Annotated in this window: 30 protein-coding genes; 9 read left to right on the top strand and 21 right to left on the bottom strand. The window is 65.7% G+C overall.

The features are described 5' to 3' along the window. Positions 1 to 183: 183 nt before the first annotated feature. On the bottom strand, positions 184 to 993 hold the full coding sequence (locus RXV88_RS16915) for a division plane positioning ATPase MipZ (RefSeq protein WP_316294673.1): 810 nt from the start codon (positions 991 to 993) through the stop codon (positions 184 to 186). Between the two features lie 240 nt (positions 994 to 1,233). Here RXV88_RS16915 and RXV88_RS16910 point away from each other — a divergent pair, with 240 nt between their 5' ends. After that, positions 1,234 to 3,528, top strand: coding sequence for a calcium-binding protein (locus RXV88_RS16910; RefSeq protein ID WP_316294672.1), 2,295 nt, complete (start codon positions 1,234 to 1,236; stop codon positions 3,526 to 3,528). Between the two features lie 127 nt (positions 3,529 to 3,655). On the opposite strand, the gene rpmE is transcribed toward RXV88_RS16910, so the two are convergent. From rpmE to RXV88_RS16875, 7 genes are all read right to left on the bottom strand, one after another. Further along, positions 3,656 to 3,877, bottom strand: a complete 222-nt coding sequence (gene rpmE, locus RXV88_RS16905; RefSeq protein WP_316294671.1) for a 50S ribosomal protein L31 — start codon at positions 3,875 to 3,877, stop codon at positions 3,656 to 3,658. 12 nt (positions 3,878 to 3,889) lie between these two features. Further along, positions 3,890 to 4,273, bottom strand: a complete 384-nt coding sequence (gene rplS, locus RXV88_RS16900; RefSeq protein WP_316294670.1) for a 50S ribosomal protein L19 — start codon at positions 4,271 to 4,273, stop codon at positions 3,890 to 3,892. Positions 4,274 to 4,566: 293 nt separating this feature from the next. Next, positions 4,567 to 5,394, bottom strand: coding sequence for a tRNA (guanosine(37)-N1)-methyltransferase TrmD (trmD, locus tag RXV88_RS16895; RefSeq protein ID WP_316294669.1), 828 nt, complete (start codon positions 5,392 to 5,394; stop codon positions 4,567 to 4,569). Between the two features lie 42 nt (positions 5,395 to 5,436). Continuing rightward, positions 5,437 to 6,552: a hypothetical protein gene (locus RXV88_RS16890; protein ID WP_316294668.1), complete on the bottom strand. Its 1,116-nt coding sequence runs from the start codon at positions 6,550 to 6,552 to the stop codon at positions 5,437 to 5,439. 145 nt (positions 6,553 to 6,697) lie between these two features. Beyond that, positions 6,698 to 7,501 (bottom strand): hypothetical protein, encoded by an 804-nt coding sequence (locus RXV88_RS16885; RefSeq protein WP_316294667.1) that lies wholly within the window; start codon positions 7,499 to 7,501, stop codon positions 6,698 to 6,700. Then, positions 7,498 to 8,004, bottom strand: coding sequence for a ribosome maturation factor RimM (rimM, locus tag RXV88_RS16880; RefSeq protein WP_316294666.1), 507 nt, complete (start codon positions 8,002 to 8,004; stop codon positions 7,498 to 7,500). Before rimM ends, RXV88_RS16885 begins: the two co-directional genes overlap by 4 nt. A 106-nt stretch (positions 8,005 to 8,110) precedes the next feature. Continuing rightward, positions 8,111 to 8,923, bottom strand: coding sequence for a MipA/OmpV family protein (locus RXV88_RS16875; RefSeq protein WP_316294665.1), 813 nt, complete (start codon positions 8,921 to 8,923; stop codon positions 8,111 to 8,113). A 168-nt stretch (positions 8,924 to 9,091) separates the two neighbouring features. On the opposite strand from RXV88_RS16875, the gene RXV88_RS16870 reads away from it, so the two are divergent. Continuing rightward, positions 9,092 to 10,135, top strand: a complete 1,044-nt coding sequence (locus RXV88_RS16870; RefSeq protein ID WP_316294664.1) for an aromatic ring-hydroxylating dioxygenase subunit alpha — start codon at positions 9,092 to 9,094, stop codon at positions 10,133 to 10,135. A gap of 22 nt (positions 10,136 to 10,157) precedes the next feature. Here the strand turns inward: RXV88_RS16870 and RXV88_RS16865 are convergent, their stop codons facing one another. From RXV88_RS16865 to ffh, 10 genes are all read right to left on the bottom strand, one after another. Then, positions 10,158 to 10,607: a nuclear transport factor 2 family protein gene (locus RXV88_RS16865; protein WP_316294663.1), complete on the bottom strand. Its 450-nt coding sequence runs from the start codon at positions 10,605 to 10,607 to the stop codon at positions 10,158 to 10,160. Between the two features lie 155 nt (positions 10,608 to 10,762). Then, the gene (gene rpsP, locus RXV88_RS16860) at positions 10,763 to 11,140 is read right to left on the bottom strand and encodes a 30S ribosomal protein S16 (RefSeq protein WP_316294662.1); all 378 of its coding nucleotides are present in this window, start codon (positions 11,138 to 11,140) and stop codon (positions 10,763 to 10,765) included. A 42-nt stretch (positions 11,141 to 11,182) separates the two neighbouring features. Beyond that, positions 11,183 to 11,479: a chorismate mutase gene (locus tag RXV88_RS16855; RefSeq protein ID WP_316294661.1), complete on the bottom strand. Its 297-nt coding sequence runs from the start codon at positions 11,477 to 11,479 to the stop codon at positions 11,183 to 11,185. Continuing rightward, the gene (locus RXV88_RS16850; RefSeq protein WP_316294660.1) at positions 11,476 to 11,985 is read right to left on the bottom strand and encodes a GNAT family N-acetyltransferase; all 510 of its coding nucleotides are present in this window, start codon (positions 11,983 to 11,985) and stop codon (positions 11,476 to 11,478) included. Before RXV88_RS16850 ends, RXV88_RS16855 begins: the two co-directional genes overlap by 4 nt. After that, a complete protein-coding gene (locus tag RXV88_RS16845) occupies positions 11,978 to 12,583 on the bottom strand; it encodes a GNAT family N-acetyltransferase (protein ID WP_316294659.1) in 606 nt (201 codons plus the stop codon). Before RXV88_RS16845 ends, RXV88_RS16850 begins: the two co-directional genes overlap by 8 nt. Beyond that, positions 12,583 to 13,158: a GNAT family N-acetyltransferase gene (locus RXV88_RS16840; protein WP_316294658.1), complete on the bottom strand. Its 576-nt coding sequence runs from the start codon at positions 13,156 to 13,158 to the stop codon at positions 12,583 to 12,585. The genes RXV88_RS16845 and RXV88_RS16840 overlap by 1 nt, the downstream gene beginning before the upstream one ends. After that, entirely contained in the window at positions 13,155 to 13,670 is a 516-nt protein-coding gene (locus RXV88_RS16835; RefSeq protein WP_316294657.1) for a GNAT family N-acetyltransferase, read from the bottom strand. Before RXV88_RS16835 ends, RXV88_RS16840 begins: the two co-directional genes overlap by 4 nt. Further along, complete coding sequence (locus RXV88_RS16830; protein ID WP_316294656.1) at positions 13,667 to 14,197, bottom strand: GNAT family N-acetyltransferase; 531 nt, start codon at positions 14,195 to 14,197, stop codon at positions 13,667 to 13,669. The genes RXV88_RS16835 and RXV88_RS16830 overlap by 4 nt, the downstream gene beginning before the upstream one ends. Beyond that, the gene (locus RXV88_RS16825) at positions 14,194 to 14,730 is read right to left on the bottom strand and encodes a GNAT family N-acetyltransferase (RefSeq protein ID WP_316294655.1); all 537 of its coding nucleotides are present in this window, start codon (positions 14,728 to 14,730) and stop codon (positions 14,194 to 14,196) included. The genes RXV88_RS16830 and RXV88_RS16825 overlap by 4 nt, the downstream gene beginning before the upstream one ends. 136 nt (positions 14,731 to 14,866) lie before the next feature. Then, a complete protein-coding gene (gene ffh / locus RXV88_RS16820; protein ID WP_316294654.1) occupies positions 14,867 to 16,369 on the bottom strand; it encodes a signal recognition particle protein in 1,503 nt (500 codons plus the stop codon). A gap of 339 nt (positions 16,370 to 16,708) precedes the next feature. On the opposite strand from ffh, the gene RXV88_RS16815 reads away from it, so the two are divergent. Then, entirely contained in the window at positions 16,709 to 16,960 is a 252-nt protein-coding gene (locus RXV88_RS16815; RefSeq protein WP_316294653.1) for a hypothetical protein, read from the top strand. Positions 16,961 to 17,567: 607 nt separating this feature from the next. Continuing rightward, positions 17,568 to 18,449: a LysR family transcriptional regulator gene (locus RXV88_RS16810; protein ID WP_316294652.1), complete on the top strand. Its 882-nt coding sequence runs from the start codon at positions 17,568 to 17,570 to the stop codon at positions 18,447 to 18,449. A 9-nt stretch (positions 18,450 to 18,458) separates the two neighbouring features. Here the strand turns inward: RXV88_RS16810 and RXV88_RS16805 are convergent, their stop codons facing one another. Next, positions 18,459 to 18,794 (bottom strand): metalloregulator ArsR/SmtB family transcription factor, encoded by a 336-nt coding sequence (locus RXV88_RS16805; RefSeq protein ID WP_316294651.1) that lies wholly within the window; start codon positions 18,792 to 18,794, stop codon positions 18,459 to 18,461. Between the two features lie 262 nt (positions 18,795 to 19,056). Here RXV88_RS16805 and RXV88_RS16800 point away from each other — a divergent pair, with 262 nt between their 5' ends. The 5 genes from RXV88_RS16800 (at position 19,057) to RXV88_RS16780 (ending at position 21,681) form a co-directional block, all read left to right on the top strand. After that, on the top strand, positions 19,057 to 19,404 hold the full coding sequence (locus tag RXV88_RS16800) for an AtpZ/AtpI family protein (protein WP_316294650.1): 348 nt from the start codon (positions 19,057 to 19,059) through the stop codon (positions 19,402 to 19,404). Continuing rightward, positions 19,394 to 20,152 carry a F0F1 ATP synthase subunit A gene (locus RXV88_RS16795; protein WP_316294649.1) on the top strand — a complete coding sequence of 253 codons (759 nt, stop codon included), beginning with the start codon at positions 19,394 to 19,396 and terminating at the stop codon, positions 20,150 to 20,152. The genes RXV88_RS16800 and RXV88_RS16795 overlap by 11 nt, the downstream gene beginning before the upstream one ends. A 76-nt stretch (positions 20,153 to 20,228) precedes the next feature. Continuing rightward, a complete protein-coding gene (locus tag RXV88_RS16790; protein WP_072775827.1) occupies positions 20,229 to 20,453 on the top strand; it encodes a F0F1 ATP synthase subunit C in 225 nt (74 codons plus the stop codon). A 118-nt stretch (positions 20,454 to 20,571) separates the two neighbouring features. After that, a complete protein-coding gene (locus RXV88_RS16785; RefSeq protein WP_316294648.1) occupies positions 20,572 to 21,117 on the top strand; it encodes a F0F1 ATP synthase subunit B' in 546 nt (181 codons plus the stop codon). 3 nt (positions 21,118 to 21,120) lie between these two features. Further along, positions 21,121 to 21,681 carry a F0F1 ATP synthase subunit B gene (locus RXV88_RS16780; RefSeq protein ID WP_316294647.1) on the top strand — a complete coding sequence of 187 codons (561 nt, stop codon included), beginning with the start codon at positions 21,121 to 21,123 and terminating at the stop codon, positions 21,679 to 21,681. A 69-nt stretch (positions 21,682 to 21,750) separates the two neighbouring features. Here the strand turns inward: RXV88_RS16780 and RXV88_RS16775 are convergent, their stop codons facing one another. Further along, the gene (locus tag RXV88_RS16775) at positions 21,751 to 22,404 is read right to left on the bottom strand and encodes a YggS family pyridoxal phosphate-dependent enzyme (RefSeq protein ID WP_316294646.1); all 654 of its coding nucleotides are present in this window, start codon (positions 22,402 to 22,404) and stop codon (positions 21,751 to 21,753) included. Next, entirely contained in the window at positions 22,395 to 23,864 is a 1,470-nt protein-coding gene (locus RXV88_RS16770) for a tetratricopeptide repeat-containing sulfotransferase family protein (protein ID WP_316294645.1), read from the bottom strand. Before RXV88_RS16770 ends, RXV88_RS16775 begins: the two co-directional genes overlap by 10 nt. Positions 23,865 to 23,944 lie beyond the last annotated feature (80 nt).

Here is a 23,944-nt window from a genome sequence, read left to right as displayed (position 1 = left end):
GGGGGGGGGGGGGGGGGGGGGGCGCCCCCCCCCCCCCGGCTGGGGGGCGCTGCCCCCCAGACCCCCCGGAGTATTTTCGCCAAGAAGAAGGGGAAAGGGGAAGGCAGCGGCTGTGGTGCAGACCGTTTCCCGTCGGGAGAAGGTGCCGGGCGGGATATGCGCGGGGACCTGTCCGGCGGGGCCTTAGAAACGCACGTCGACGCCGGGCAGTTTCAGCGCCTTCAGAAGGTCGCGCAATTCCTGGCGGGCGGCGATGTTCGAGATGTTGAGCTGTTTGACCCCGAGATCCTTGAGGTCGAGAAGGGTCAGACCGCGCGGGAACAGCTCGCGGAAGATCACGCGCTCGTTGAAGCCGGGCGCGATGCGGAAGCCGATGCGTTTGGAGAGCCGTTCCAGCGCCTTTTCCATCTTCATCTTGTTGACCATATTCTGCGCCCCCAGCCGGTTGCGCAGTACGATCCAGTCGATGGGCGCGAGCCCGGCCTGGGCGCGCAGCTGCCGCGCGTTCCAGACCATTTCGGAATAGACCGACGGCCCGACGATCTTTTCGCCGTCGTTGTCGATATGGGCCAGCAGGTCGAAGTCGACGAAGCTGTCGTTCAAGGGCGTGATCAGCGTGTCGGCCAGCGAATGCGCCACCTGCGACAGGCGCGTGTGCGAGCCGGGGCAGTCGATCAGGATGAAATCGGAGTTCGGTTCCAACTCGGCCACCGCCGCGGACAGGCGGTGGTCATAGGCGTTCTCGCCCGGCTGCAGGGTTGCATGGTCGATCTCGGGCAGCTCCATATAGGAGGGGCCGGGCAGATCGAGCCCTTCCCGTTCGAGATACTTCTGGCGGTTCTGCACGTAGCGGGCCATCGTCTTCTGGCGCAGATCCAGATCGAGGATGCCGACCCGGTGCCCCAGCCGCGCCAGCGCTGTGGCCACGTGCATCGACACGGTTGATTTGCCCGCGCCGCCCTTTTCATTCCCAACGACGATGATATGCGCCACTGCCCGAGTCCTTGCCTGATCCGCTTACCCTGTGCCATGGGGTTTGCCCCGGCATTTTCTTGCGCGCTAGCCTAATTGCACGGCGTGCGCAAGGAAAGCCAAAGCCCCGAATGGGGCGCGATTGCCCGGCGTGCGTGCCCCCTGTGCCGCAATCACGCCGGCTGGCGGTCCGGGGATAAACTTCTGGACGTGCGGGATAATTTTTGAAAGCGTGGCCGGACACGGATTTTCGGAGAGAATATGACCACTTACACGTACAATGCTTTTGCCATCGATTATGCCTTCGATGCCAACGACAATGCCGTCAACACGGATTCCCGGCAGTCGGAGGTGTCGTTTGTCACCAACGATTTCATCACGTCTTTTGCCTACCAGCTTACGGATTTTTTAGAGCCTGGCGATCTTCCCGAAATCATAGTTGAAACCGGCAATGGCGGACTGGACGGCCTTTACGGGCTCTTGATCGGGGATCGGGTGTTCAACGCGTCGACGCCCGGGGAACTCGAGGCGCAGGGGCTGCGGTCTTTCTCGATCGGACAGGTGAATTGGGACGGCGGCGAGACTTTCGTGATGCGTTTCGACGTCGGGGCGGAGAACGGTGGAACCGAGTATTTCATTGTCATGGGCGGTGCCCCGCTTCCCTTTGAGGGCGCCAGCGGAGCGGCGGGCGTGGCGGCCTTTGAAAGCTTCGTCAATCAGGTCGATTACGTCGGCCCGGTGCTGGAGGACTTTGGTCCGTTGCCGGGCGGGGATATCCTGCTTAACACATTTGGTCCGGGCATTGTGGCCGTCGTGACCGAGAACGACCTGATCGAGACGCTGCAAGGCGGGTTCGGTGGGCAGATCGAGGCCGGGGTCGGCAACGACACGGTGCTTGCACAGGGCCAGAGCGAGCAGATCTTCGGCGGCGCGGGCAATGACAGCCTGGATGGCGGGTCGTCGTTCTTTACCGTTCTCTACGGTGAGGAAGGCGACGATGTGCTGATCGCGGGGCCCGCGGCCAATTCGCTTTATGGCGGGCCGGGCAACGACAGGCTGGAGGGGGCGACCGACGCCAACGAATTCGCCGTCGACTACATGGAGGGCGGTGCGGGAAACGACCTGATCCTCAGCCCCGAGATCGCCTCGAACATCTATGCAGGCGAGGGGGACGACACGATCCTCGGCGGTCCGGTCTTCGATCTGATCTCGGCGGGGCCGGGGGCGGACCTGATCGTGCCGGGCGGCGATACCGGGGAAGAAAGCTTTGACGAGGTGTCATTGGCGGCCGAGGCCTTCGGCATCGCCGGGCCGGATGCCTCGGTCGACACCGTGGTCGTCACGCTGGAGCAACTGTCGTCGATTTCCGTCAACGCCGCCGGGTCGGGCGACCGGGTGGTGGTGCTGGATGCGCTGGCGGCAACGGATGTCTTCGGAATTGGCGCCCCCGAATTTTCGGGCGAGCCGTGGTTGATCGACATCGGCAACGATGGCAGCGTCGAGGCGACGCTGACGGCATTCAGCCCTGTTGATTTGCCGGTGACCGGCGAGGCGGTGGGGCCGGATCTGGTGCTTCATTTCGGCACTCCGGCCGAGGCCAACCCAGAGGATTGGGCGCTGGATTTCCTGCCGCAAGACATCGAAGGAACCGACGGCGGCGACACTCTGGTCGGCGGGTCCGAGGACGACACGATCAGCGGCGGTGACGGCGACGACCTGCTGTCGGGCGGCGACGGCTCGGATTCGCTCGAAGGCGGCGAGGGCGACGACGGTCTGCAGGGGCAGGAGGGCGACGATCTGCTCGACGGCGGCGGCGGCAACGACAACCTGTCCGGATCGGTCGGCAACGACTCGCTTTTGGGCGGGCCCGGCGACGACCTGATGGGCGGCGGTCTTGGCGATGACGCCATGGATGGCAGCGGCGGCAACGATTTCATGGGCGGCGGTCAGGGCAACGATACCGTCGACGGGAACGACGGCAACGACGTGGTCAACGGCGGGCCGGGCGACGATCTGATGATCGGCGGCGAAGGCAACGACACGATGGGGGCGTCCTTCGGCAACGACACGGTGATCGGCGACGGCGGCAACGACGACATGGGCGGCGGCACCGGGCGCGACGTGATCGACGGCGGCGGCGGCGATGACAGCGCCGGCGGCGGCGAGGGCGACGATGTGATCGACGGCGGTGCGGGGAATGACTTTCTCGCCGGCGGCGGCCGCAACGATGCTATCAACGGCGGGACCGGCGACGACACGATCAACGGCGGGGACGGTGACGACACCATGACCGGCGGGGAAGGTGCGGACGTGTTCGTCTGGAACTTCTTCAAGGACGGCGACGCCGACGTCATCACCGATTTCGAGGACGGGATCGACAGCTTCCGCATGGTCGGGGTCGAGAACGCGCCCGGCAGCGGGCTGGCGGGAAAGCTGGCGGCTTTGGGGATCACCGACACCGCGGGTGGCGCGCTGATCGACTATCAGGGCCACACTGTGCTGATCGAGGGTGTCGCGGCGAGCGATCTGACGCTCGACGATTTCACCTTCCTCTGAGGCGGGTGCGGTGAGGCTGGCTTGACCGGGCACGCCAGATGCGTGCGCCCGGTCAGGCCGCGCGGTGCCCAAATGAAAAACGCCGCCCCGGGGGGCGGCGTCAGTCTGCAAGACGGGCTTGGGTGCTTTAGAAGCCCAGGCCTTCGTATTTCTTCTTGAACTTCGACACGCGGCCGCCGGCGTCCATCAGGCGCGAGGACCCGCCGGTCCAGGCCGGGTGCACGGTCGGGTCGATGTCGAGCGACATCTGATCGCCTTCCTTGCCCCAGGTGCTGCGAACCTGAAAGACCGTGCCGTCGGTCATCTTGACGTCGATCATGTGGTAATCGGGGTGGATGTCTTTTTTCATGTCAGCCGCTCCTTACGCGTTTGCGCCCTTGGGGGCCTTGTAGGTCGAATCCTCTGCGATCCGGGCCGACTTGCCGCGGCGCGAGCGCAGGTAATACAGCTTGGCGCGGCGGACGCGGCCACGGCGCACAACCTCGATCGATTCGATGTTGGTCGAGTAGAGCGGGAACACACGTTCCACGCCTTCACCGAAGGAAATCTTGCGGACGGTGAACGAGCCCGCGATGCCCTTGCCGTTCTTGCGGCTGATGCAGACGCCTTCGTAGTTCTGCACGCGGGTGCGGGTGCCTTCGGTCACCTTATAGCCGACGCGGATGGTGTCGCCGGCCTTGAAGTCGGGGATGGTCTTCCCCAGCGAGGCGATCTGTTCCGCCTCGATCTGTGCGATCAGGTCCATTGGACCACTCCTATTCTTCGTCTCGGGTTGATCCCGGAGATGTTTGGCGCGCCTCAGAGCTCTTGGTCTTCGTCCGGGTCCGCAGGGTGCGCCCGCCAGAGGTCAGGTCGACAATTCTTCGTTTCGTGCGTCCGGCATCGGCTGGGTCGGTGCAGAAGAAAGCATGGGGCCAATGCAAGACGCGCCCGCAGAGCATTTCTGCCGTGCGGGCAAACGCCGTATAGGGGGGTTCGCCCCCGCGATCAAGGGCGAATTGCCGGTATTCCGTGGTCGCAATATAGGCGGGCCAGAGCCTAGCCTTTGTTGGCCCGGTCAGCCCCGGGCTGGCCGGGCGCGGCGTGGAGCCGGTCCCAGAGATCGGGCCGCCTTTCTTGCGTCAGGGCCTCGGACTGGGCCTTGCGCCACTTGGCGATCTCGCCGTGGTGGCCGGACATCAGCACCGCCGGAATGTCATGGCCTTTCCAGGTGGCGGGGCGGGTGTATTGCGGGTGTTCGAGCAGACCGTTGGAAAAGCTTTCCTCTTCGGCGGACTCGGCGTTCCCCAGCACCCCGGGCAGCAGCCGGACCGTGGCGTCGAGCATCGCCTGAGCGGCCAGCTCGCCGCCGGTCATGACGAAATCGCCCAGGCTGACCTCGGTGATGCCGTAATGGTCGATCACCCGCTGATCCAGCCCCTCGAACCGGCCGCAGATCAGCGTCGCCCCGGGGCTGCGCGCCAGGCTCTGCGCCATGGGCTGGCGGAAGGGCGCACCGCGTGGCGACAGGTAGATCAGCGGCGCCTGCGCGGGCATCCGCGCGCGGGCGTGGTCGATGGCACGGCCCATGACGTCGGGGCGCAGCACCATGCCGGCGCCGCCCCCCGCCGGGGTATCGTCGACATTGCGGTGCCGGCCCTCGCCGAAATCGCGCAGCGCCACGGTGTCCAGCTGCCAGCGCCCCTCCTGCAGGGCCTTGCCGGTCAGCGAAAGACCCAGCACGCCGGGAAACGCCTCGGGGAAGAGCGTGATGATCTGCGCCTTCCACGCCCGCGCAAGGTCGGGCGTGTGGGTCATCAGCTCCTGCGGTTTCAGGGTCGGGCGGATGGCCTTGCGGCCAAAGGAACGGGGTTTGGCATCACTCATGCCGCTGTCCTAGCCGGGGGAGCGGCCGGGCGGCAAGAGCGATCAGGCGGCGCGGCGGATTTCGGGATCGAAGTAATGCGCGGCGCGGGGCGGCGACAGCAGCCGCCCGGTGCGCAGGCACCATTCATCGCGGGGTCGCGCGGGACGGCCGGGGTATTCGCAGAACGCACCCTGCGGCATCGGCCAGTGGGGCGCGCCGGTCTCCTGCGCCAGCGCCGCGAGCTCGGCGGCGAAGGCAGGGGCGTCCTGGGCGACCGCGTCCACCGGATCGAGCCCGATGTCGTTGGCGGAATATGCCCCGGCGTTCCACGCCTCGATCACCGCCAACACGCCGTCCAGCCAGGCTTGGTCGCCGCGCCACGCCGCGGCCCGCAGCATCGAGTCGCCGGCCACCCGTGACAGGAACAGCGCCACCGTCGCCTGATGGCATCGGGCCTGAGACACGCACCAAAGCGCCGCCTCGCGTTGCGCCGCGACAGCCGGGTCGAATTCGGTGACGACCTTGTGCCAGAGGTCCGGATCCGGCTGATCCACCGCATGAAGCGCGCCGATCGGCCCGGTTTCGGCCTGTGCATTCTGTCGCTTCCAGGCACGGCAGGCGGCGGCGTAGGCGGCCTCCTGCGCTTGGAACTCCCGGCGCAGCCGCGCGATCGTCATGGCCTCATCGCGCAGATCGAGCACCGCGTCGGGCTTGCGAAAGTTCTGCGCCAGCGCCCCGGCCTCGGCCGGTCCGGCGCGCAAAAGGCGCAAGAGCATGTGCACCGCGGCCAGATCCTCGGGCCTCAGATCGGCCAGCCCCTGCGCGCCATGCTGGCGCACGACGCGATCAATGATCCGGGCGACGGCGGCGGGCCCGGTCTCGGGGCCGGCGGTGGGGATGGGGCGCGGGGTCAATGCATCGATCAGCTCGTGCCGCATACGGGACACTGCGGCGGGCCCCACCTGGCAGGTCTTCGACGCGGCGGGCAGAAGCAGCTGCGCTGTGCCCTCGCGCCGGTCTTTGGGCTGGCGTCCGGCGCGCATACGTCGGAACACAAGGCCAGCGGTGGCCAATGTGCCCACGACGGCGGGCGCGCGGTAAGGCGAGATCATGGCCGCCCGCACGGTATCGGGCAGGACGGTCAATATTATCACCGGTCCCGCCGCCAGTGCGGTCATAAGAATCCTCTGTGCAGACACCACCACGTGCAATCCCCCGAGTGACAGACCCTGACTTGACGTCACGTGAAGATCGCGCCGAATTGTGTCCCTCTCCGGGCAGGGTCTTGGTGATTTCAGGCGATTGTTTCCGGGTGGGAAAAGGTCAGCGAAGGCCGAGCTGTCTGTTCGCCATCTGGCGCAGGCTGCGTTTCGCCTCTTGCACGTGTTTGTCGCGCAGATCGCTGCGGTTCAGCGCCAGGAAGACCTGTTCGAGCCCGAGGTCCGGCTGCTGGTTCTCCGGCGGCAGCACGGTCAGCGCCGCGCGCGCCGCGTCGGGCAACTGAACGAGGTCGAGAAGCGGGGTCAGCGGGCCGAAGGGGTCCTTGGTGCTGTCCTCGAGCGGCAGGGCGGCGACGGTGGCGGGGGCCACGGCCTCGGCCACGTCGCGCAGGATTGCGGGCAGGTCGGCGGCGGCGGCGATCTTGGCGGTGTAGGTGGGCAGGTCCTCGGTCAGGCGGGTGCTGCGCAGGTTCTGCCACCAGGTCGAGCGCAGCCAGGCCGCGCGATCGCGGGTCGAGAAGAAAAAGATCAGGTCCAGCGCGTCGCCGAAACGCGCCCGCGCGGCATCGGCCAGCTGCGCCATGATCAGCGGCGCGGCATCGTAGCGGTCTAGCCCGTGCCGGCCCGGCAGGTGCCCCGAAAGGTCCTCGGACGACATCAGCACCGGGCGCGGATCGTCTGGGTCGAACGAGCCGAAGACATCCGCGGCCTCGCGCCCCACGGCGGCCAGACGCCGGGCGTCGGGGTCGATGGAAAAGGCGCGCGCGGCGCCGGTCAGATCCTCGAAATCCGGTTTCAGGTAGCACCGCACATGCGCTTGCAGCGCGCTGCGGTTTTCGCGGATCATGCTTTGTACGCTCGTGGTGCCGGTCTTGTGAAAGCCAGCGTGCACCACGATGCGGGTCATTCGAAGAGCCCCTCCGGCGGATCGGCGACGATGCGCCCAGCGGCAAGGTCGATGGTGGGGACCGCGGCCATGGTGAAGGGCAGCAGCACCGTGTTGCTGGCCCCGGGCACTTGCACCTCCAAAAGGTCGGCCGCGCCGTGGTTCAGAACCGCCTTCACCCGCCCCAGTTCCGCGCCGCCGGTGTCAAAGACGGTCAGACCGATCAGGTCGGCGTGATAATATTCGTCATCGGGCAGCGACGGCAGCCGGTCGCGCGGGGCATAAAGCCGGGTGCCGCGCAGCGCGTCGGCCTCTTCCTTGGTGCGCACGCCCGAGAGGCGCGCGGCAAAGCCTTGCTTGATCGCGCGGACGACAGTCACGTCAAAGCTCTGCGCGCCGTCCTCGGTGGTCAGCGGCGCGTAATCGGCGATGGCCTCGGGGTCGGCGGTAAAGCTTTTCAGCCGCACCTCGCCGTTTACACCGAAGGCCCCGGCAATCGCTCCGACGCAGATTTTGTCGCTCACTGTTCCGTCGCTCCTGCCCGGTTCCTGCGTCTGGATAGACCAGACCCCGGCAGAAGGGCAATCGGGCTATTGGGCTTTTGCGGTTTCCCGTGTCCCGCGCCCGGGCTTATCCGCCGATGCGGAAGACCCGGGTCACGCCCAGCCGCACCCCCCATTGATCGGTCGCGCCCTGGCGCACGATGGGGCTGTCCTGGGCATCGCCGACGAAGGTGTCCCAGGTGATCGCGCCCTCGAGCCCCCAATCCTCGTTGATCTGGTAGCGCGCACCCAGCTCGATCCCCGCCGACACCAGCCCGCCATCGGGATCGTAGGCGGGGAGAGCGGCGCTGGCCTCGGTGCCGGTCACGCCGAAATAGGTGCCGGTATAGCTGTCATCCCCCCAAAGCAGGCGCGGCCCCGCGGTCAGACGCAAGCGGTCGGTGGGGCGGGCGATCACATCGGCGCCAAGCTCGGCCACCCAGCCCTCGTGCCCGCCAAAGCCGCGGCGCAGCGCGCCGAAGGTTTCGAAATTGCGGGTGGCATAGCTGACCGACACGCCCAGCTCGAGCGCCGCGTCGATATCGTCGAGCCCGGCCAGCTCGCTGTAATCGTCCTCGCTGCGCGGTGCGATGTACCGCAGCGATCCGCCGAACGACAGGCCGGTGGAATCGGCCCAAGGGTCGGGGTCGCCGAAGCTGCGCCCATTGCCAAGCGACAGGTAGTGAAAGCTGAAGCCCACATCGGGGCCCAAGGCCAAGGTATCCGACCCGAAATATTCCGGGACGGCGGCGATCCCGCCGCGCAGGCTGAAGATGAACGCCCGGTCGGGTTGCGCGGGCATGACGACCGGCTCCTGGGCCACAGGCTCGGGTCCCGCGGCGGCCAGCGGGCTGGCAACGGCGAGAGCGAGGCAGAGGGGGCTGACGAGGCGAAGGGTCATGGCTGGCGTCCTGTGTGCAAGGCGGAATTCATAAGGGTCGATATGGCGGGCAAGCCCGGCAAGGCAAGCGATACGGTCAAAAGAATGGGCGGCGGTGGCCGTGCCGCCACTGGACGCGCGGCGTCAACTGGGTTTCAACTCGGGTCACTGTAGAAGGGAGCGCAGCCGATGTTTCTCAAGAATGCATGGTACGTCGCCGCATGGGGTGACGAGATCACCCGCGATCTGTCGCAGATCACCGTCCTGGGCGAGAAGATCTGCGTCTTCCGTACCCAAGGCGGCGAAATCGTCGGGCTCGAGGATGCCTGTCCGCACCGCAAGCTGCCTCTGTCCAAAGGGCGGATCAAGGGCGACACGGTGGAATGCGGCTATCACGGGCTGACCTTCGATTGCGCCGGGCATTGCGTCTGGTCCCCCGGCACCGGGCGCATTCCGTCCGAGGCCCGCGTGCATGCCTATCCGATGGTCGAACGCTATGGCCTGGTGTGGATTTGGATGGGCAACCCGGCGCTCGCCGATCCGGGCGATATCTTCGAGATCGCGCAGTATGGCGATCCCGCCTGGGGGATCAATCGCGGCGAGGCGATGGAGCTTGACTGCAATTATCTGCTGATGTGCGACAACCTGCTGGACCCGACCCATGTGGCCTGGGTGCATGAGGGCAGCTTTGGCCAGTCCGCCACCCGCGACACGCCGCTGAGGGTCACGAAAACCGATGACGGGGTGATCGTGCACCGCTGGATGATGGATGTCGAACCGGCGCCTTTCTACAAGAAGGTGATCGGCTTTGCGGGCAATTGCGACCGGCTCCAGCATTACGAGGTGCGCTATCCCTCCCATGCGCTGATTAGGGCGGTCTTTACGCCTGCGGGCACCGGCGGGCCGGATGGCCCGCTGCATGACGATGTGTTCATCATGGACAGCTACAACTTTCTGACGCCCACGGACGAAGGGCGCACACGGTACTACTGGTTCCAGCTGCGCAACATACGCCCCGACGATCAGGCGCTGTCACAGATGATGTCCGAGGACGTCCGCAAGGCGTTCGAAGAGGACCGCGCGGTGCTGCACGAGGTGCAAAGGGGCATGGCCGACAAACGCTCGCCGCATATCGACCTGCCGATAGACGCGGGGCCGCTGCGGTTCCGCCGCCAACTTCAGGCGATGATCAACGAAGAGGCCGAGGTCGACCGCCAGATGGCGGAGGGCTGACCCTGGGCCCCTTGTCGCGCGTTTACTTGTTGGAATTGAAGATGTCGCGGTAGATCCGCCACGACCCGTCGTCCTGTCGCCGAAAGATCGTCATGAACTTGCCGTCCGTCTCGCTGGCGATCTCTCCGGCCATGACTGTGGCGGTGTAATTGCCCCGCGAAAAGGCCCAGTCGCCCATGATCACGATCTCTTCGGGGCTGATCTCCATCGCGGTTGCGGGCCGCGCGGCAAAGGCCTTGGGCACGCCTTGCATCAGCACGTCCTTGCCACGGGCGGGGATGCCGGGGGGCATCTGGATGCCGTCGTCGTCCCAAAGCGCAAGCCAGGCCTCGGCGTCGCCCGCGACGCGGGCGGTCTGATAGCTGTCCCAGATCGCGTTGATGGCGGCCTGATCCGATGCGTCGTCGGCGCTGGCGGTCAACGGCAGAGCCACGACAAGACAAAGCGCGGCGGCGCAGAGACGTTTCAACATGGCGATTCCCCCCGTTTGCTTCCGATACGGGGGCCAAGGTAATCCCGTCGCCACAGTGCGGGTTGATCCGCGTCAATCCCGCGCCAGCGACGAGCGCAAAAGAAAACGGCGCGCGGGGGCCGCGCGCCGTTTCCGATGGTTCAAGCGCGAAAGGCTTATTCCGCGCCTGCCTCTTCGGCGGGGGCTTCTGCCGCTTCGGCGGCCTTGGCGGCCTTGGCTTCGGCGCGCTCTTGCGCGGCCTTGCCCGGGGTGCCCTTCTTGGGGTTCGAGCGCTCTTTCTTCTCGACGAGGCCCGCGGCCTCGAGGAAGCGGCCGACACGGTCGGTGGTCTGCGCGCCCTGGCCCAGCCAGTACTGGATGCGCTCGACATCCATCTTCACGCGCTCTTCGCTGTCCTTGGGCAGCAGCGGGTTATAGGTGCCCAGCTTTTCGATAAAGCGGCCGTCGCGGGGCATCCGCGAATCGGCGGCGACGATGCGGTAGAAGGGGCGCTTTTTCGAACCGCCGCGGGCGAGCCGGATTTTGATAGCCATTTGAGTGTCTCCTTTTGAATGGCGTGGTGACGGCAGGGGCCGTCAGGATTGCTTTTGTTCGTGGTGCTTGATGACTTCCTGAATGATGAAGTTCAGGAATTTCTTGGCGAAGGCCGGATCGAGATCGGCCCTTTGCGCCAAATCCTCCAGCCGCGCGATCTGGGTCTTCTCGCGCGCGGGATCGGATGGGGGAAGGTCGTGTTGCGCCTTGAGAACGCCCACGGCCTGGGTGTGCTTGAAACGCTCGGCCAGCGTAAAGACCAGAATGGCGTCCAGCCGGTCGATGCTGTCGCGGTGGTCTTTCAGCAAGTCGGCGGCGCGGGTGGCGGCGTCGGTCATGAGCGGAAACCTTTCAGATCGTGCAGGTAGATGCAGGCGTCGGGGTCGTGGGCGGCGCGGCCCTCGTGCCGCCGCGCGCCCAGCCGTTCGGCCAGACGCACCGAGGCGGCGTTGCGCGGGTCGATATGGCTAATCAGCCGTTCCGGAGCGAGCGTGGCCACTGCCCAACGAAGTGCTGCCCGGGCGGCCTCGGTGGCGAGGCCGCGGCCGGTCGCGCCATCGAACAGCGTCCAGCCCAGTTCGATATCGTCGCAGAACGGCGGGCGGTGCATGCCGACGGTGCCGACCGGGCGGCCGTTCTCGGTGACCATCCACCAGCCAAAGCCCATCATCGCCCAATGCCCCAGATCGGCGGCAAAGTGCCGCCAGGCCTCGCGCAGGTCGCGCGGGCCGCCGGCGAAAGCGCTGCGGGCGGTGGCGTAAAACGCCGCGAAGGCGTCGAAGTCTTCCAGCCGGTATCCACGCAGGACCAGCCGTTCGGTGGCGATCTGCGGGATGTCAGTCAATGGCCCAGCCTTTCGGTTTGAAGAGCGGATCGCGGTAGTGTGCGATTTCCATGTCGATGCCGTGCGCCAGCTGCGTGTCGCGCAGCGCCGCGGGCGACGGGTGGCGGTAGACCGCGTCGGTGCCGTCGACCGATGGCGCATCGAGGTCCTTCTTGCAGCCCAGCCGTTCGGCCAGCCGGATGCTGTCGAGGTTCTTGGGGTCGAGGTAGCTGACCGCCGTCTCCCAGCCCTGCACCTCGTAGAAATACCGGCGCACGCGGCTGGTCGCCTCGAGAGCGAAGCCATGGCCCGCGCGGTCGGGCCAGATAATCCAGGCGATCTCGCGTTCGGGCCATTTCGCCGGGAACCAGCCGCCCGCCATGCCGACGGTCTCGCCGGTGTCGCGCAGGTGGACCATCCACATGCCAAAGCCGCGTATTTCCCAATGGCCGATTTCGGCGGCATAGAGCATCCAGGCCTCGTAGGCATTCAGCGGGCCACCCATGAACCGGCTGCGGTAGCTGGCGAAGGTGGCCTTGAAATCGGGGTAATCCTGCGCCTCGGGGCCGCGAAGGATCAGGCGCCGGGTTTCCAGCACGGGAATGTCGCGATGTCCCATTACGCGCTCTCCCCCGGTCGGATGTGCCGGTAGACCAGCGTGCCGTCGTCCAGTTCGGCCTCGGCGATGTCGTCGCGCTGGGCGTCGAGCGCCTCCATCAGGCGGATGCAGCGGGCGTTATCGGGGCTGACGTAGGACACGACGCTGTCCCAGTCGAGCGCGGTGAACGCATGGTCACGCGCCGCGATCAGCGCCTCTTGCGCATAGCCGTGGCCCTGCGCCTCTTCGGTCAGGAAGACGCCCAGCTCGGCCTCAGGGTCGTCGTATTCGTAGCCGAGGGTGACGAAGCCCGCGCTGGGCTGCACCTGCGCGTCGATGGTCCAGAGCCCGTGGCCATGCAGCAGCCAGAGCGCGGTGTAATTGGTGAATTCCGCCCAGGCCTCGGCCCGGCTGAAGGGGCCGCCCATGTGCTCGGCCCGGTCAGAGCCGTAGATGCTGGCGAAAGCCTCGAAATCGTAGATGCGCGGGCCGCGCAATTGCAGGCGGCGGGTGTCGAGAACGGGCAGCCGGCCGCCCAGACGCGCCGCCACGCGCGCGCCCGGTCCGGGGCGGTGCTGTTCGACGGGGGCGGTCACGCGGGCACCTCTTCGGGGTGGCGCCAGATCGTGCAGGCGTGGCCGCGAATTTCGGTGTCGCGCTCGGGCGCCGCGCCAAGACGGCGGGCCAGCGCCTGCGAGCGCGTGTTCTCGGGCGCGATCAGGCTGATGAGCCGGGTCAGGCCGAAATGCGTGGCGGCGGCGCGGCGCGCGGCGCTGGCGGCCTCGAAGGCGATGCCTTTGCCTTCGTACCGGTCGAAGATCGTGTAGGCCAGTTCCGGTTCGGGCCAGTCGATATGGTTGAGCACGCCGGTAAAGCCCATGGGCGCGCCGGTTTCCCGGTCGGCCACATGCCAGATGCCATAGCCCCGCAGCTGCCAATGGCCCGCGCCGGAACAGAACATGCGCCAGACATCCACACGGTCACAGGGCCCGCCGACGAATTGCGCGCGGTCGCCTGCGAAGAAGGCGACGAAAGCGTCGAGGTCGCTCAGCCGCTGTTCGCGCAGGATCAGGCGGTCGGTTTCCACGGTGGGGATCGTGACGCTCATGCCGCCAGCTCCTTTGGGCCGGGGTGGCGATAGAGCAGATCCTCGCCCATGTGCGGATTGACGTAGGTGCGCTCATAGCGCGCGCCCAGACGTTCGGCCAAGGCGATCGACCGGGCGTTGCCCGGCACGATGTTCGAGGTCAGCGTGGTGAAGCCGAGGTCTTCATAGGCCCATTGCCGGGCACGGTGTGAGGCTTCATAGGCGATGCCCTTGCCCTCGAAGCCTTCGAACACGACCCAGCCAAGTTCGGGTTCGGGCCAGCCCTCGGGGTTCCAGATGCCGCTGATGCCGGCAGGCGCGCCGGTGGCCCGGTCCTCGATGGTGAAATAGCCATAGCCGTGGACATGCCAATGCCCGATGTTGAGCGCCCACCAGCGCCAGGCGTCGCCGCGGTTGTCATAGGCGCCGAAGCCGCCGGCGCGGTCCTGATCCATCAGGAAGGCGATCATCGGCTCGGCGTCGTGTGGCGAAGGCCCGCGCAGGATCAGGCGGTCGGTGTCCAGACGGGGGGCGTTGGTGAGGCTCATGCATAGGCCTCCGGGCTGCCGTCGGTGTCGGGGCTGTGGCGGTAGACGAGGGTTTCGTCGGCGGTTTCGCCGTCGGGCAGGGCGGCATTTGGGTCATGCGCCGCCCCAAGCCGTTCGGCCAGGGCGATGGAGCGGGCGTTTTCGGGATGGATGTAGCTGACGAGCGTTTCGAACTCGTTATCCCAGGCCCAGGTTAGTGCTGCGGAGGCGGCCTCGAAGGCATAACCGCGGCCCTCGGCATGGTCGAGCAGGGTCCAGCCGATCTCGGTCTCGGGGAAGTGCGGGGGGCGGGTGATGGCGACCTGGCCGATGAGCTGCCCGTCGCGGTCTTCGATGGCCCAGCCGCCATGGCCCATCAGATCCCAGCTGCCCACCTCGGAGGCGAAGCCGTACCACAGATGCGTGCGGTTTTCCGGCCGGCCTACGAAGGCGGCGCGGGAGGTGGCGTGGAACGCCTCGAACGCGTCCATATCCGACAGGACATGCCCGCGCAGGCGCAGGCGCGCCGTGGTTATCGCGGGCGCCCGTGTCATGGCGCGATCCGGCGGACGCGCTGGCGCGCGGCTTTGTTCTGGAGCACGGGGCGGGCGTGAGCCAGGTCGCTGCGGGTTGCGCCGTTGCCGAGAGCGGTATGCCTCCGGCGGGAGTATTTCTGCCAAGAAGAAGACATTACTTCTTTTTCCCGAAACCGCTGAGGCCCGGGGGCAGGGCCGCCCCGCCGCCCATGCCGGGCAGGCCGCCGGGGAGCTTGCCGCCCATCTGCTTGGCCGCCGCTTCGAGCGCCTTGGGGTCCATGCCGGCCATGTCGGCGGGCATGCCGCCTTTGCCGAACATGCCGCGCATGGCCTGTTTCAGCATGCCGCCTTTGCCCATCTTGCCCATCTTCTTCATCATGTCGCCCATCTGGCGCTGCATTTTCAGAAGCTTGTTGAGGTCGCTGACCTCCATCCCGGACCCGGCGGCGATGCGTTTCTTGCGGCTGGCCTGAAGGATCTGCGGGTTGGCGCGTTCCTTCTTGGTCATCGAGTTGATCAAGGCGATCTGCTGGCGCAGGACGCGGTCGTCGAGACCCGCATCGGCCATCTGTTTGGACATCTTGCCCATGCCGGGCATCATGGACATCATGCCCTCCATGCCGCCCATCTTGATCATCTGTTCCAGCTGCATCTTGAGGTCGTTCATGTTGAACTGACCTTTCTGGAAGCGCCTCATCATGCGTTCGGACTGTTCGGCCTCGAGCGTGGCCTGTGCCTTTTCCACCAGGCTGACGATGTCGCCCATGCCGAGGATGCGGCCGGCAATGCGGTCTGGCTCGAAGGTTTCGAGCGCGTCCATCTTCTCGCCCAGGCCGACGAAGCGGATGGGCTTGCCGGTGACGGCGCGCATCGACAGGGCCGCGCCGCCGCGGCCGTCGCCGTCCATCCGGGTGAGGACGACGCCGGAGATGCCGATCTTGCTGTCGAATTCCTCGGCCACCTCTACGGCGACCTGGCCGGTCAGGCCGTCGACGACGAGAAGGGTCTCGCGCGGGCTGACGATGTCGCGGACATCCTCGACCTCCTGCATCAGCCGTTCGTCGATCTGCAGCCGGCCGGCGGTGTCGAGCATGTAGACGTCGTAGCCGCCCAGGCTGGCCTGGGTCCTGGCGCGCTTGGCGATCTGCTGGGCGGTTTCGCCCGGAACGATGGGCAGGGTGTCGACACCGACCTGCTTGCCCAACACCGCCAGCTGTTCCATCGCGGCGGGGCGGTAGATGTCGAGCGAGGCGAGAAGCACCTTCTTGCCGTCCCGCTCTTTCAGCCTTTTGGCCAGCTTGCCGGTGGTGGTGGTCTTGCCCGAGCCCTGCAGGCCGACCATGAGAATCGGCGCGGGTGAGTTGTCGATCTTGAGCTTGCCGGGGTCGCCTTCGCCGCGGAGCACCTCGATCAGCTCGTCATGGACGATCTTCACGACCTGCTGACCGGGGGTCACCGATCTGGTCACCGCTTGACCGGTTGCCTTTTTCTCGACCGCCTTGATGAAATTCCGGGCAACGGGGAGCGAGACGTCAGCCTCAAGCAGCGCCACGCGCACCTCGCGCAGGGCGGTGCGCACGTCGTCTTCGGACAGCGCGCCCTGTTTGGTGAGCCGGTCGAAGACGCCGGAGAGGCGATCTGACAGATTTTCAAACATGGCGCGTGGCCCTTTCGTCGTTTCGGTTCTGCTGGGCCCAATGTAGGGACCGGCGGCTCAATACACAAAGGCCCCCACGGGCGTAACACGCTGGTGGGGGGCGATCCCGGGCCATGCCCAAGGGACCGGAAGCCTGATACTTCCGGAGATCGGCCCGCGTTTAATCGGGGGGCGGGGGCGAGTCAACCTTGCTGTCGGGGCAGAAGGGGGTGCCGCACTGCGGCGAACATGCTACACTCATTCCAGTCACGCGACTCGCCTGCCAAAGATTTTGATCGCAGTCTTGACACTGCATCACAGTCAGGTAAGCGTTTTTCAGGCTTTAATTGGAGACCGCACATGAACAAGATTCTTACGGCCGCACTGGCCGCCGCATTCGCGCTCAGCGCACACACCGCAACTGCTGGCAGCCTGGCAGAAGGCACCGGTGACGCAGTCGTCGAAGACGACGACAGCGCATTCATCCCGGTTGGCTCGCTCGGCGGCGCTGGCGGTATGGCAGTGATCGCCGGTGTTGCCGGCCTCGCGCTGATCGCTGGTGCAAGCGATGGCGACGATTCGGACGAAACCGACGGCACTCCTGGCACTTGATAATCGCGCGGTCGGATATTCCGACTTTCGTGAAAGAAAACAAAAGAGTAGCCCCGTGTTCGCGCGGGGCTACTTTTCGTTTTGCGGGATATCTTTCCGAGATACCCGGGGGCCGCAGAGATGCATGGGGATGTGCCGCCCGAGGGGTTTCGGCAGAGCGGCTCGAGCCAGTCGAAAACCATAAAGCGACGGTGGTACGGACCGCCGGATGAATGCGGAACGGCCCGACCTCGGTTGGAATCGGGCGCGGATCGGCCGGACGGAGTGCCAAGGCCGGAAAACCTTACCTAGACGCTGAATTCGAGGCGGACAGGCGGGGGAATCACTCTGCAGGACATTCGCCGCCTGGGGCGGCGACCCCCGGCGCGAGCGCCATTTCGACAGACGTCAGCAGAATTTTCATGCTCCTGCCTTGGGATCGGCAGATCTATGCCGATTCTCGCGGGCCGCCGGTTCTGGCCGATCCGTGTGGCCTCGTCCGGCAAATGGCAAGGCGCGGTCACGCCCCCCGGGGCGGGCTCTCGCGCAAAAACCGTTGAGGCCGTTGCAATTGCGCACTCTCGGCCACATGTTCCGGATGGATGCGAATTTCCGCACAGAGGGTCCAATGGACAACTGGGATGAAATCCGAACCGCGTTCCAGGTGGCGCGGCTGGGGACCGTCAGCGGTGCGGCCGAAGTGCTTGGCGTGCACCATGCCACGGTGATCCGCCATATCGACGCGCTGGAGGGGCGGCTGGGCGTCAAGCTGTTCCAGCGGCACGCGCGCGGGTATACGGCAACCGAGGCGGGGCACGATCTGATGCGCGTCGCCAAGACAACCGACGATCAGTTCCAGCAGCTTGCCGGACGGATCAAGGGGCGCGGCGCCGATGTGTCGGGCGAGCTGCTGGTCACCTCGCTGGTGTCGCTCGCGCCGCTGATGGTGGGGGCGCTGGCCAGCTTCCAGGAAAGCCATCCCGATGTCATCGTGCGCTATCTGACCGGGGACCGGCTGTTCCGGCTTGAATACGGCGAGGCGCATGTGGCGGTGCGCGCCGGCCCCGCGCCGGAAGAGCCGGACAATGTGGTGCAGGCCTTTACCCGGCAGGATCTGGCGCTTTACGCCAGCCAGGATTACGTCGAACGCCACGGCAAGCCCGAGAGCATGGAAGATCTGCCGCAACACCGGTTCGTGGCGCATGACGCCCCCGACAGCCGCGCGCCGTTCCAGCGCTGGCTGCGCGAACATATCCCTTATGAACGGGTCGTGTTCCGCAGCACCGACAGCCGCGTGATGGAACGGGCGGTTCTGGCCGGGGCCGGGATCGGCTTTGTCGGTCTGCGCGAGGCCGCGAAGCATCCCACGCTGGTGCAGATCATGCCGCCACGGCCCGAATGGCGCGCGCCGCTTTGGCTGGTCACGCATGTGGACCTGCATCGGACGGCCAAGGTGCAGGCGTTTCTGAGCCATCTGAAAACCTATGCGGGCGACGATTCGGCCTGTTGAGGGCCGCCGTCACTCGTGATCGCGCGGCGGCAGTTCCTGCGCCAGGAACCGCTCGAAGGCGTCGAGGTTCACCGCCTCGAACTGCCCGAACCCCTGCATCCAGATGCTGGCGTCGCGCAGGGCGTCGGGCTCGAGCTTGCACCACTTCACCCGCCCGCGCTTTTCCTGAGAGATAAGCCCGGCCCCGGCCAGGATCCCGAGATGTTTCGAAATCGCGGCCAGCGACATGTCGAACGGGTCGGCCACGTCGGTGACAGCCATATCGTCCTCCAGCAGCATCGACAGGATCTGCCGCCGCGTCGGATCGGCGAGCGCTGCAAAGACGATGTCGAGCGGGTGGGCCATGCCGCCATAAGCCGCCATTCCCGCGTCAGGTCAAGTTCGGCGCGCCAAAGCCGTTGAATATATTCAACTGAAGGGTTGAATAACCAATTTCCCCGGAAATGGCCGATCTTGGCATGCGACAGATCCGTCGGGGTCGGTGGTGCGCAATTAAAACAACTATATATCAGAGATTTATACCGCCTCTGCCGTGAGGCTCCGGCATATTGACTCGGGCTGCGCTGACGCATAGCAACGGGCGCAACACACCAACTGAGGTGGTAACGTGCCTGATCCCGATGCTAAGCGACGGCTGGCCGAGCTCGAAGCCCGGATCGCCGCTGCAAAAGCGGCGAAGGACGGCGGGAAACCGCATCAAGAGGAACATTATTCTCAGGCGCAGGTCGCCTGGCGGATGGTGACAGAGCTGGTGGCCGGTCTCGGGATCGGCTTTGGCATCGGTTACGGGCTGGACGCGCTCTTTGGCACGCTGCCCTTTATGCTGGTGCTGTTCACATTGCTGGGTTTTGCCGCGGGCGTGAAGACGATGCTGCGCACGGCACAGGAAATCCAGGCCAAGAAGATAGCCGCCGAAACCGGTGGTGAGGACGAGAGGAAACGCAATGGCGACTGAAGCGCACGGAGCCGAAGAAAGCAGCCTGGTGTTCCACCCGATGGACCAGTTCATCGTCAAGCCGCTGTTCGGCGACGGCCCGATCGGGGTGTTCACGATCACCAACGTGACGCTCTGGATGGCGCTGGCCGTTCTCTGCGTGGTCGGTCTGATGGTTCTGGGCACCGCGCGCCGCGCGGTCGTACCCTCGCGCAGCCAGTCCATCGCCGAGCTGGCCTATGGCTTTATCTACAAGATGGTCGAGGATATCACGGGCAAGGAAGGCGTCGTTTACTTCCCGTATATCATGACGCTGTTTCTTTTCATCGTCTTTGCCAACTTCCTCGGCCTGATACCGCTGTCCTTTACCACGACCTCGCATTTCGCGGTGACGATCGTGCTGGCGCTGGCGGTGTTCCTGACGGTGACGATCCTGGGATTCATCAAGAATGGCGCGTCGTTTCTGGGCCTCTTCTGGGTGGCCTCGGCACCGCTGCCGCTGCGCCCCGTTCTGGCGGTGATCGAACTGATCTCGTACTTCGTGCGTCCGGTCAGCCACTCCATTCGTCTTGCCGGCAACGTCATGGCCGGTCACGCCGTGATCAAGGTGTTCGCGGGCTTCGCGGCCATTGCCGCCATCTCGCCCCTGTCGGTCGTGGCAATCACGGCGATGTACGGGCTCGAGGTGCTGGTGTCCTTCATTCAGGCCTACGTGTTCACCATCCTGACCTGCGTCTATCTCAAGGACGCATTGCACCCGCATCACTAATGCAGCGGCGGGGTCCAACCCGCCTCACGCAAGCAAACAACCCAATATCCAACTTCCAATCGTAAGGAGATTCATCATGGAAGGCGATCTGGCACACATCGGCGCAGGCCTGGCAGCAATCGGTTCCGGCGCGGCCGCCATCGGGGTGGGCAACGTGGCTGGCAACTATCTGGCCGGCGCTCTGCGCAACCCCTCCGCCGCTGCATCGCAGACGGCAACGCTCTTCATCGGTATCGCATTCGCAGAAGCGCTGGGCATCTTTGCCTTCCTCGTGTCGCTGCTGCTGATGTTCGCCGTCTAAACCGCTTCGGACACACGATCCTTACGCGCGGGCGGCTTTGGCCAAGGCTCTGGCCGCCCGATGTGTCTCACCCCCGGGTGAGCTGCTAAAGTAAAGACAAGTTCCGACGGAGGACGACATGGCGACCGAAACCCAAGGGGCCGCAAGCACCTGCATCGACGCTGGTGGCAGCGCCATCGGCATGCCGCAGCTGTGCTTCGACTGGTTCCCCAACCAGATCTTCTGGCTGGTCATCACGCTGGTGGTGATCTTCTTTGTGCTGTCGCGCATCGCCCTGCCGCGGATTGCCGCCGTTCTGGCGGAACGTCAGGGGACGATCACCAACGATCTGGCCGCTGCCGAAGACCTGAAGCGCAAGGCGGAAGAGGCCGAAAAGGCCTATGACAAAGCACTCGCCGACGCACGCGCCCAGGCGCAGGCCATCGCGCAAGAGGCCCGCGACGAAATCAAGGCCGAACTGGCCGACGCCACCAAGAAAGCCGATGCCGAGATCGCCGCAAAGGCGGCCGAATCGGAAAAGGCCATTTCCGAAATCCGCGCCTCGGCGATGGAGAATGTCGAAGCGGTTGCCAAGGAAACGGCGGCTGCGGTCGTTGCAGCCCTGGGCGGCAAGGCAGACGACAAAGCCATCGACGCGGCCGTCGCAGACCAGCTGAAAGGGTAAGACATGCGTATCATTCTGACCGCAACCGCCCTGACGGCGCTCGCCGGACCCGCGCTGGCCGCCTCCGGCCCGTTCTTCTCGCTGGGCAACACCGACTTTGTCGTGCTGCTGGGCTTCCTGCTGTTCCTTGCCGTGCTGGTCTACTTCAAGGTGCCCGGCCTTCTGGGCGGCATGCTCGACAAGCGCGCCGAGGGCATCCGGTCCGAGTTGGACGACGCCCGCGCCCTGCGCGAAGAGGCACAGACGCTGCTGGCCTCTTATGAGCGCAAGCAGAACGAGGTGCAGGAGCAGGCCGACCGGATCGTCGCCCACGCCAAAGAAGAATCGCAGATCGCAGCCGACCAGGCCAAGGAGGATCTGAAAGCTTCGATCGCACGCCGTCTGGCCGCTGCCGAGGGTCAGATCGCCTCGGCCGAGGCTGCCGCGGTGAAGGAAGTCCGTGATCAGGCCGCGGCGGTTGCCATCAAGGCGGCCAAATCGGTGATCGCCAAGCAGATGACCGCGACCGACGCCAACAAGCTGATCGACGAAGCGATCACCGAGGTTGGCGCCAAGTTGCACTGATCGGCACCAAAGTACGATAAAAAAAACCCGGCCATCGCGCCGGGTTTTTTCATGTCGGGTGTGACCGGATCAGCCCTTTGTGCGCTCGCCGAAGATGGCCGATCCGACCCGAACATGCGTGGCGCCAAGCGCAATCGCCTCTTCGAAATCGCTGCTCATCCCCATGGACAGGCCGGTGAGGCCGTTGCGCTTGGCGATCTTCGCCAGAAGGGCAAAGTGCAGCGACGGCGCTTCGTCCACCGGGGGGATGCACATCAGCCCCTGAATGGGCAGATCGAGCGCCCGGCATTCGGCGATGAAGTCGTCGGCGTCGGCAGGCAGGACCCCGGCCTTCTGATCTTCCTCGCCGGTGTTGATCTGAATGAAGAGGTCGGGGCAGTGGCCCATTTCTTGCGCCAGCCGCGCGATGTTCTTGGCCAGCTTGGGCCGGTCGACGGAATGGATCGCGCTGAACAGCTCCATCGCCTGCCGCGCCTTGTTGGTCTGCAGCGGGCCGATCAGATGGACCTGCGCGTCGGGATAGGTCTTTTGAAATTCCGGCCACTTGCCCGCGGCCTCCTGCACGCGGTTTTCACCGAAGAGCCGATGGCCCTCTGCCAGCACGGCCTCGACCCGTTCCAGCGGCTGCACTTTCGAGACGGCGATCAGCGCGACCTCGGACGGGTTGCGCCCGGCCTCTTTGCAGGCCTTGGCGATGCGGTCCTGAATATCGGTCAATCCCATGGTGTGTCTCCCCATGCGTCGAAGAAGGGTTGCAAATCGGCCTCGTATTTCCGCCAGGCCTGGGCCGAGCCCTTGTAGATCGGCTGGCGGACCTGGTGCAGGCTGAGCGTCTTGACGGTGGCCTTGCTCTTGTGAAAATCAAGGCATTGATCCTGCCATTCCAGCCCGGCGGCGGCAATCAGCGCCCGCGACTGCGGTTCGGGATCGGCGACCAGATCCTCATAGCGGACCTCGTGCAGCGCTCCGGGCAGGCGCTCTTGCCAGAACGCGATGCTGCGGCGGAAAAGCTTGATGGCCTCGGCGATGTCAGCCAGGTCGTTGGCGTAGCGGTGGGTGCCCATCGCAAAGTGGTTCTTGTAGATCGACACGGCGATGTCGCGCGGGTCGCGGTGCACGATGATGAACCGGGCGCCGGGCAGGGCGCGGTGGATCAGGCCAAAGACCAGATGTGACTGGATCGACTTGTCGGTGACCGCGCCGCTGCGCGCGCCGGTGTCGCGGCGAAGGGCAGCGGTGTAGGCCTTGGCGTATGTGCGCAGCTCGTCGTCGGCGATGCCGGGCAGAGGGCGGATCGCGTCACCCTTCTTGAACATCTGCAGCGCCAGGCGCAGGGCATGACCCATCTCGCCCCCGGCGGTCACGTCGGAATGGCTGGCGACGATCTGTTCGACCAGCGTGGTGCCCGAGCGCGGCATGCCGGTGACAAAGATCGGTGTGGGTTCGTGGCCGTCAGGCAGAGGTGTCAGGTCGCAGCCGTCCTGCGCGGCCAGCATCGCCGCCTGTTCGCGGTCCCGCGCGGCGGGATCGAAGGGCGCGGCCTTGCGCTGGAGCGCATTGGCGCGGCGCAGATGGGCAAAGACCTTGGCGCTTTCGCCCTGATCCTCCAGCGCTTTGGCCATAGCGAAATTCAGATGCATCTTGCCTGCGTCGGACATGCGCGGATGCGCGAGCGCCTTGCGCATCTTGCCCATCAACGGATCGTTCGCGGCCAGTTTCTTGGTGCCCAGAAAGGTGCGGTATAGCTCGCCGTCATAGGGGTTGTCGCGGATCAGCCTGCGGAAAAGCGCCTCTGCTTCGGCGAACTGGCCCTGCGATTGCAGGTAAGAGGCCTTGTCGACCTGCGGTTTGATGGCCTTGCCCGACAGCGCAATGAGACGGTCGTAAAGCCCCAGCACCGCCGCCGTGTCGCCGGTGCCGGCATGCGCGTCGATGGCGGCCTCGATCAGCGGCGGTTCGTTCGGCTTCTTGCGCAGGGCCTGTGCCAGATGGTCGATGCGGGCCGCGCCGTCGCCTCTGTGGTGCGCGATGCGCGACAGCTGGAAATGAACCTCGGGCGAATCGGGCAGCAGTTTCAGCAATGCGTCAAAGGCGGTTTTGGCCGCGTCGACCTGCCCGGCCTGCAACAGGCGCAGGGCGTCGGCGTAGCGGACCTTGATCTGCTGTGGATTGACGGGCGGCATCGCGGGCTCCTTCACGGTGCCGATTGCTATAACGCAGTGCCCCAAAAGAAAAGAGCGGGCCGAAGCCCGCTCTCTCTTAC

The organism is Aestuariicoccus sp. MJ-SS9, assembly GCF_032586235.1.
Lineage (GTDB): Bacteria > Pseudomonadota > Alphaproteobacteria > Rhodobacterales > Rhodobacteraceae > Aestuariicoccus.
The sequence above is the reverse complement of the archived record's forward strand: the minus strand, read 5'-3'. Positions and strand labels throughout refer to the sequence as shown.

What these genes read in the sequence shown, in the direction of transcription:
- RXV88_RS16815 (WP_316294653.1), top strand. Translation starts at nt 16,709, where the DNA reads ATGAACAAGATTCTTACGGCCGCACTGGCCGCCGCATTCGCGCTCAGC.
- RXV88_RS16770 (WP_316294645.1), bottom strand. Translation starts at nt 23,864, where the DNA reads ATGCCGCCCGTCAATCCACAGCAGATCAAGGTCCGCTACGCCGACGCC.
- RXV88_RS16790 (WP_072775827.1), top strand. Translation starts at nt 20,229, where the DNA reads ATGGAAGGCGATCTGGCACACATCGGCGCAGGCCTGGCAGCAATCGGT.
- ffh (WP_316294654.1), bottom strand. Translation starts at nt 16,369, where the DNA reads ATGTTTGAAAATCTGTCAGATCGCCTCTCCGGCGTCTTCGACCGGCTC.
- RXV88_RS16795 (WP_316294649.1), top strand. Translation starts at nt 19,394, where the DNA reads ATGGCGACTGAAGCGCACGGAGCCGAAGAAAGCAGCCTGGTGTTCCAC.
- RXV88_RS16885 (WP_316294667.1), bottom strand. Translation starts at nt 7,501, where the DNA reads ATGACCCGCATCGTGGTGCACGCTGGCTTTCACAAGACCGGCACCACG.
- RXV88_RS16785 (WP_316294648.1), top strand. Translation starts at nt 20,572, where the DNA reads ATGGCGACCGAAACCCAAGGGGCCGCAAGCACCTGCATCGACGCTGGT.
- trmD (WP_316294669.1), bottom strand. Translation starts at nt 5,394, where the DNA reads ATGAGTGATGCCAAACCCCGTTCCTTTGGCCGCAAGGCCATCCGCCCG.
- RXV88_RS16845 (WP_316294659.1), bottom strand. Translation starts at nt 12,583, where the DNA reads ATGGGACATCGCGACATTCCCGTGCTGGAAACCCGGCGCCTGATCCTT.
- RXV88_RS16810 (WP_316294652.1), top strand. Translation starts at nt 17,568, where the DNA reads ATGGACAACTGGGATGAAATCCGAACCGCGTTCCAGGTGGCGCGGCTG.
- RXV88_RS16865 (WP_316294663.1), bottom strand. Translation starts at nt 10,607, where the DNA reads ATGTTGAAACGTCTCTGCGCCGCCGCGCTTTGTCTTGTCGTGGCTCTG.
- RXV88_RS16875 (WP_316294665.1), bottom strand. Translation starts at nt 8,923, where the DNA reads ATGACCCTTCGCCTCGTCAGCCCCCTCTGCCTCGCTCTCGCCGTTGCC.
- RXV88_RS16830 (WP_316294656.1), bottom strand. Translation starts at nt 14,197, where the DNA reads ATGAGCCTCACCAACGCCCCCCGTCTGGACACCGACCGCCTGATCCTG.
- RXV88_RS16870 (WP_316294664.1), top strand. Translation starts at nt 9,092, where the DNA reads ATGTTTCTCAAGAATGCATGGTACGTCGCCGCATGGGGTGACGAGATC.
- RXV88_RS16835 (WP_316294657.1), bottom strand. Translation starts at nt 13,670, where the DNA reads ATGAGCGTCACGATCCCCACCGTGGAAACCGACCGCCTGATCCTGCGC.
- RXV88_RS16780 (WP_316294647.1), top strand. Translation starts at nt 21,121, where the DNA reads ATGCGTATCATTCTGACCGCAACCGCCCTGACGGCGCTCGCCGGACCC.
- RXV88_RS16910 (WP_316294672.1), top strand. Translation starts at nt 1,234, where the DNA reads ATGACCACTTACACGTACAATGCTTTTGCCATCGATTATGCCTTCGAT.
- rpsP (WP_316294662.1), bottom strand. Translation starts at nt 11,140, where the DNA reads ATGGCTATCAAAATCCGGCTCGCCCGCGGCGGTTCGAAAAAGCGCCCC.
- RXV88_RS16890 (WP_316294668.1), bottom strand. Translation starts at nt 6,552, where the DNA reads ATGACCGCACTGGCGGCGGGACCGGTGATAATATTGACCGTCCTGCCC.
- rplS (WP_316294670.1), bottom strand. Translation starts at nt 4,273, where the DNA reads ATGGACCTGATCGCACAGATCGAGGCGGAACAGATCGCCTCGCTGGGG.
- RXV88_RS16805 (WP_316294651.1), bottom strand. Translation starts at nt 18,794, where the DNA reads ATGGCCCACCCGCTCGACATCGTCTTTGCAGCGCTCGCCGATCCGACG.
- rpmE (WP_316294671.1), bottom strand. Translation starts at nt 3,877, where the DNA reads ATGAAAAAAGACATCCACCCCGATTACCACATGATCGACGTCAAGATG.
- RXV88_RS16825 (WP_316294655.1), bottom strand. Translation starts at nt 14,730, where the DNA reads ATGACACGGGCGCCCGCGATAACCACGGCGCGCCTGCGCCTGCGCGGG.
- RXV88_RS16775 (WP_316294646.1), bottom strand. Translation starts at nt 22,404, where the DNA reads ATGGGATTGACCGATATTCAGGACCGCATCGCCAAGGCCTGCAAAGAG.
- RXV88_RS16855 (WP_316294661.1), bottom strand. Translation starts at nt 11,479, where the DNA reads ATGACCGACGCCGCCACCCGCGCCGCCGACTTGCTGAAAGACCACCGC.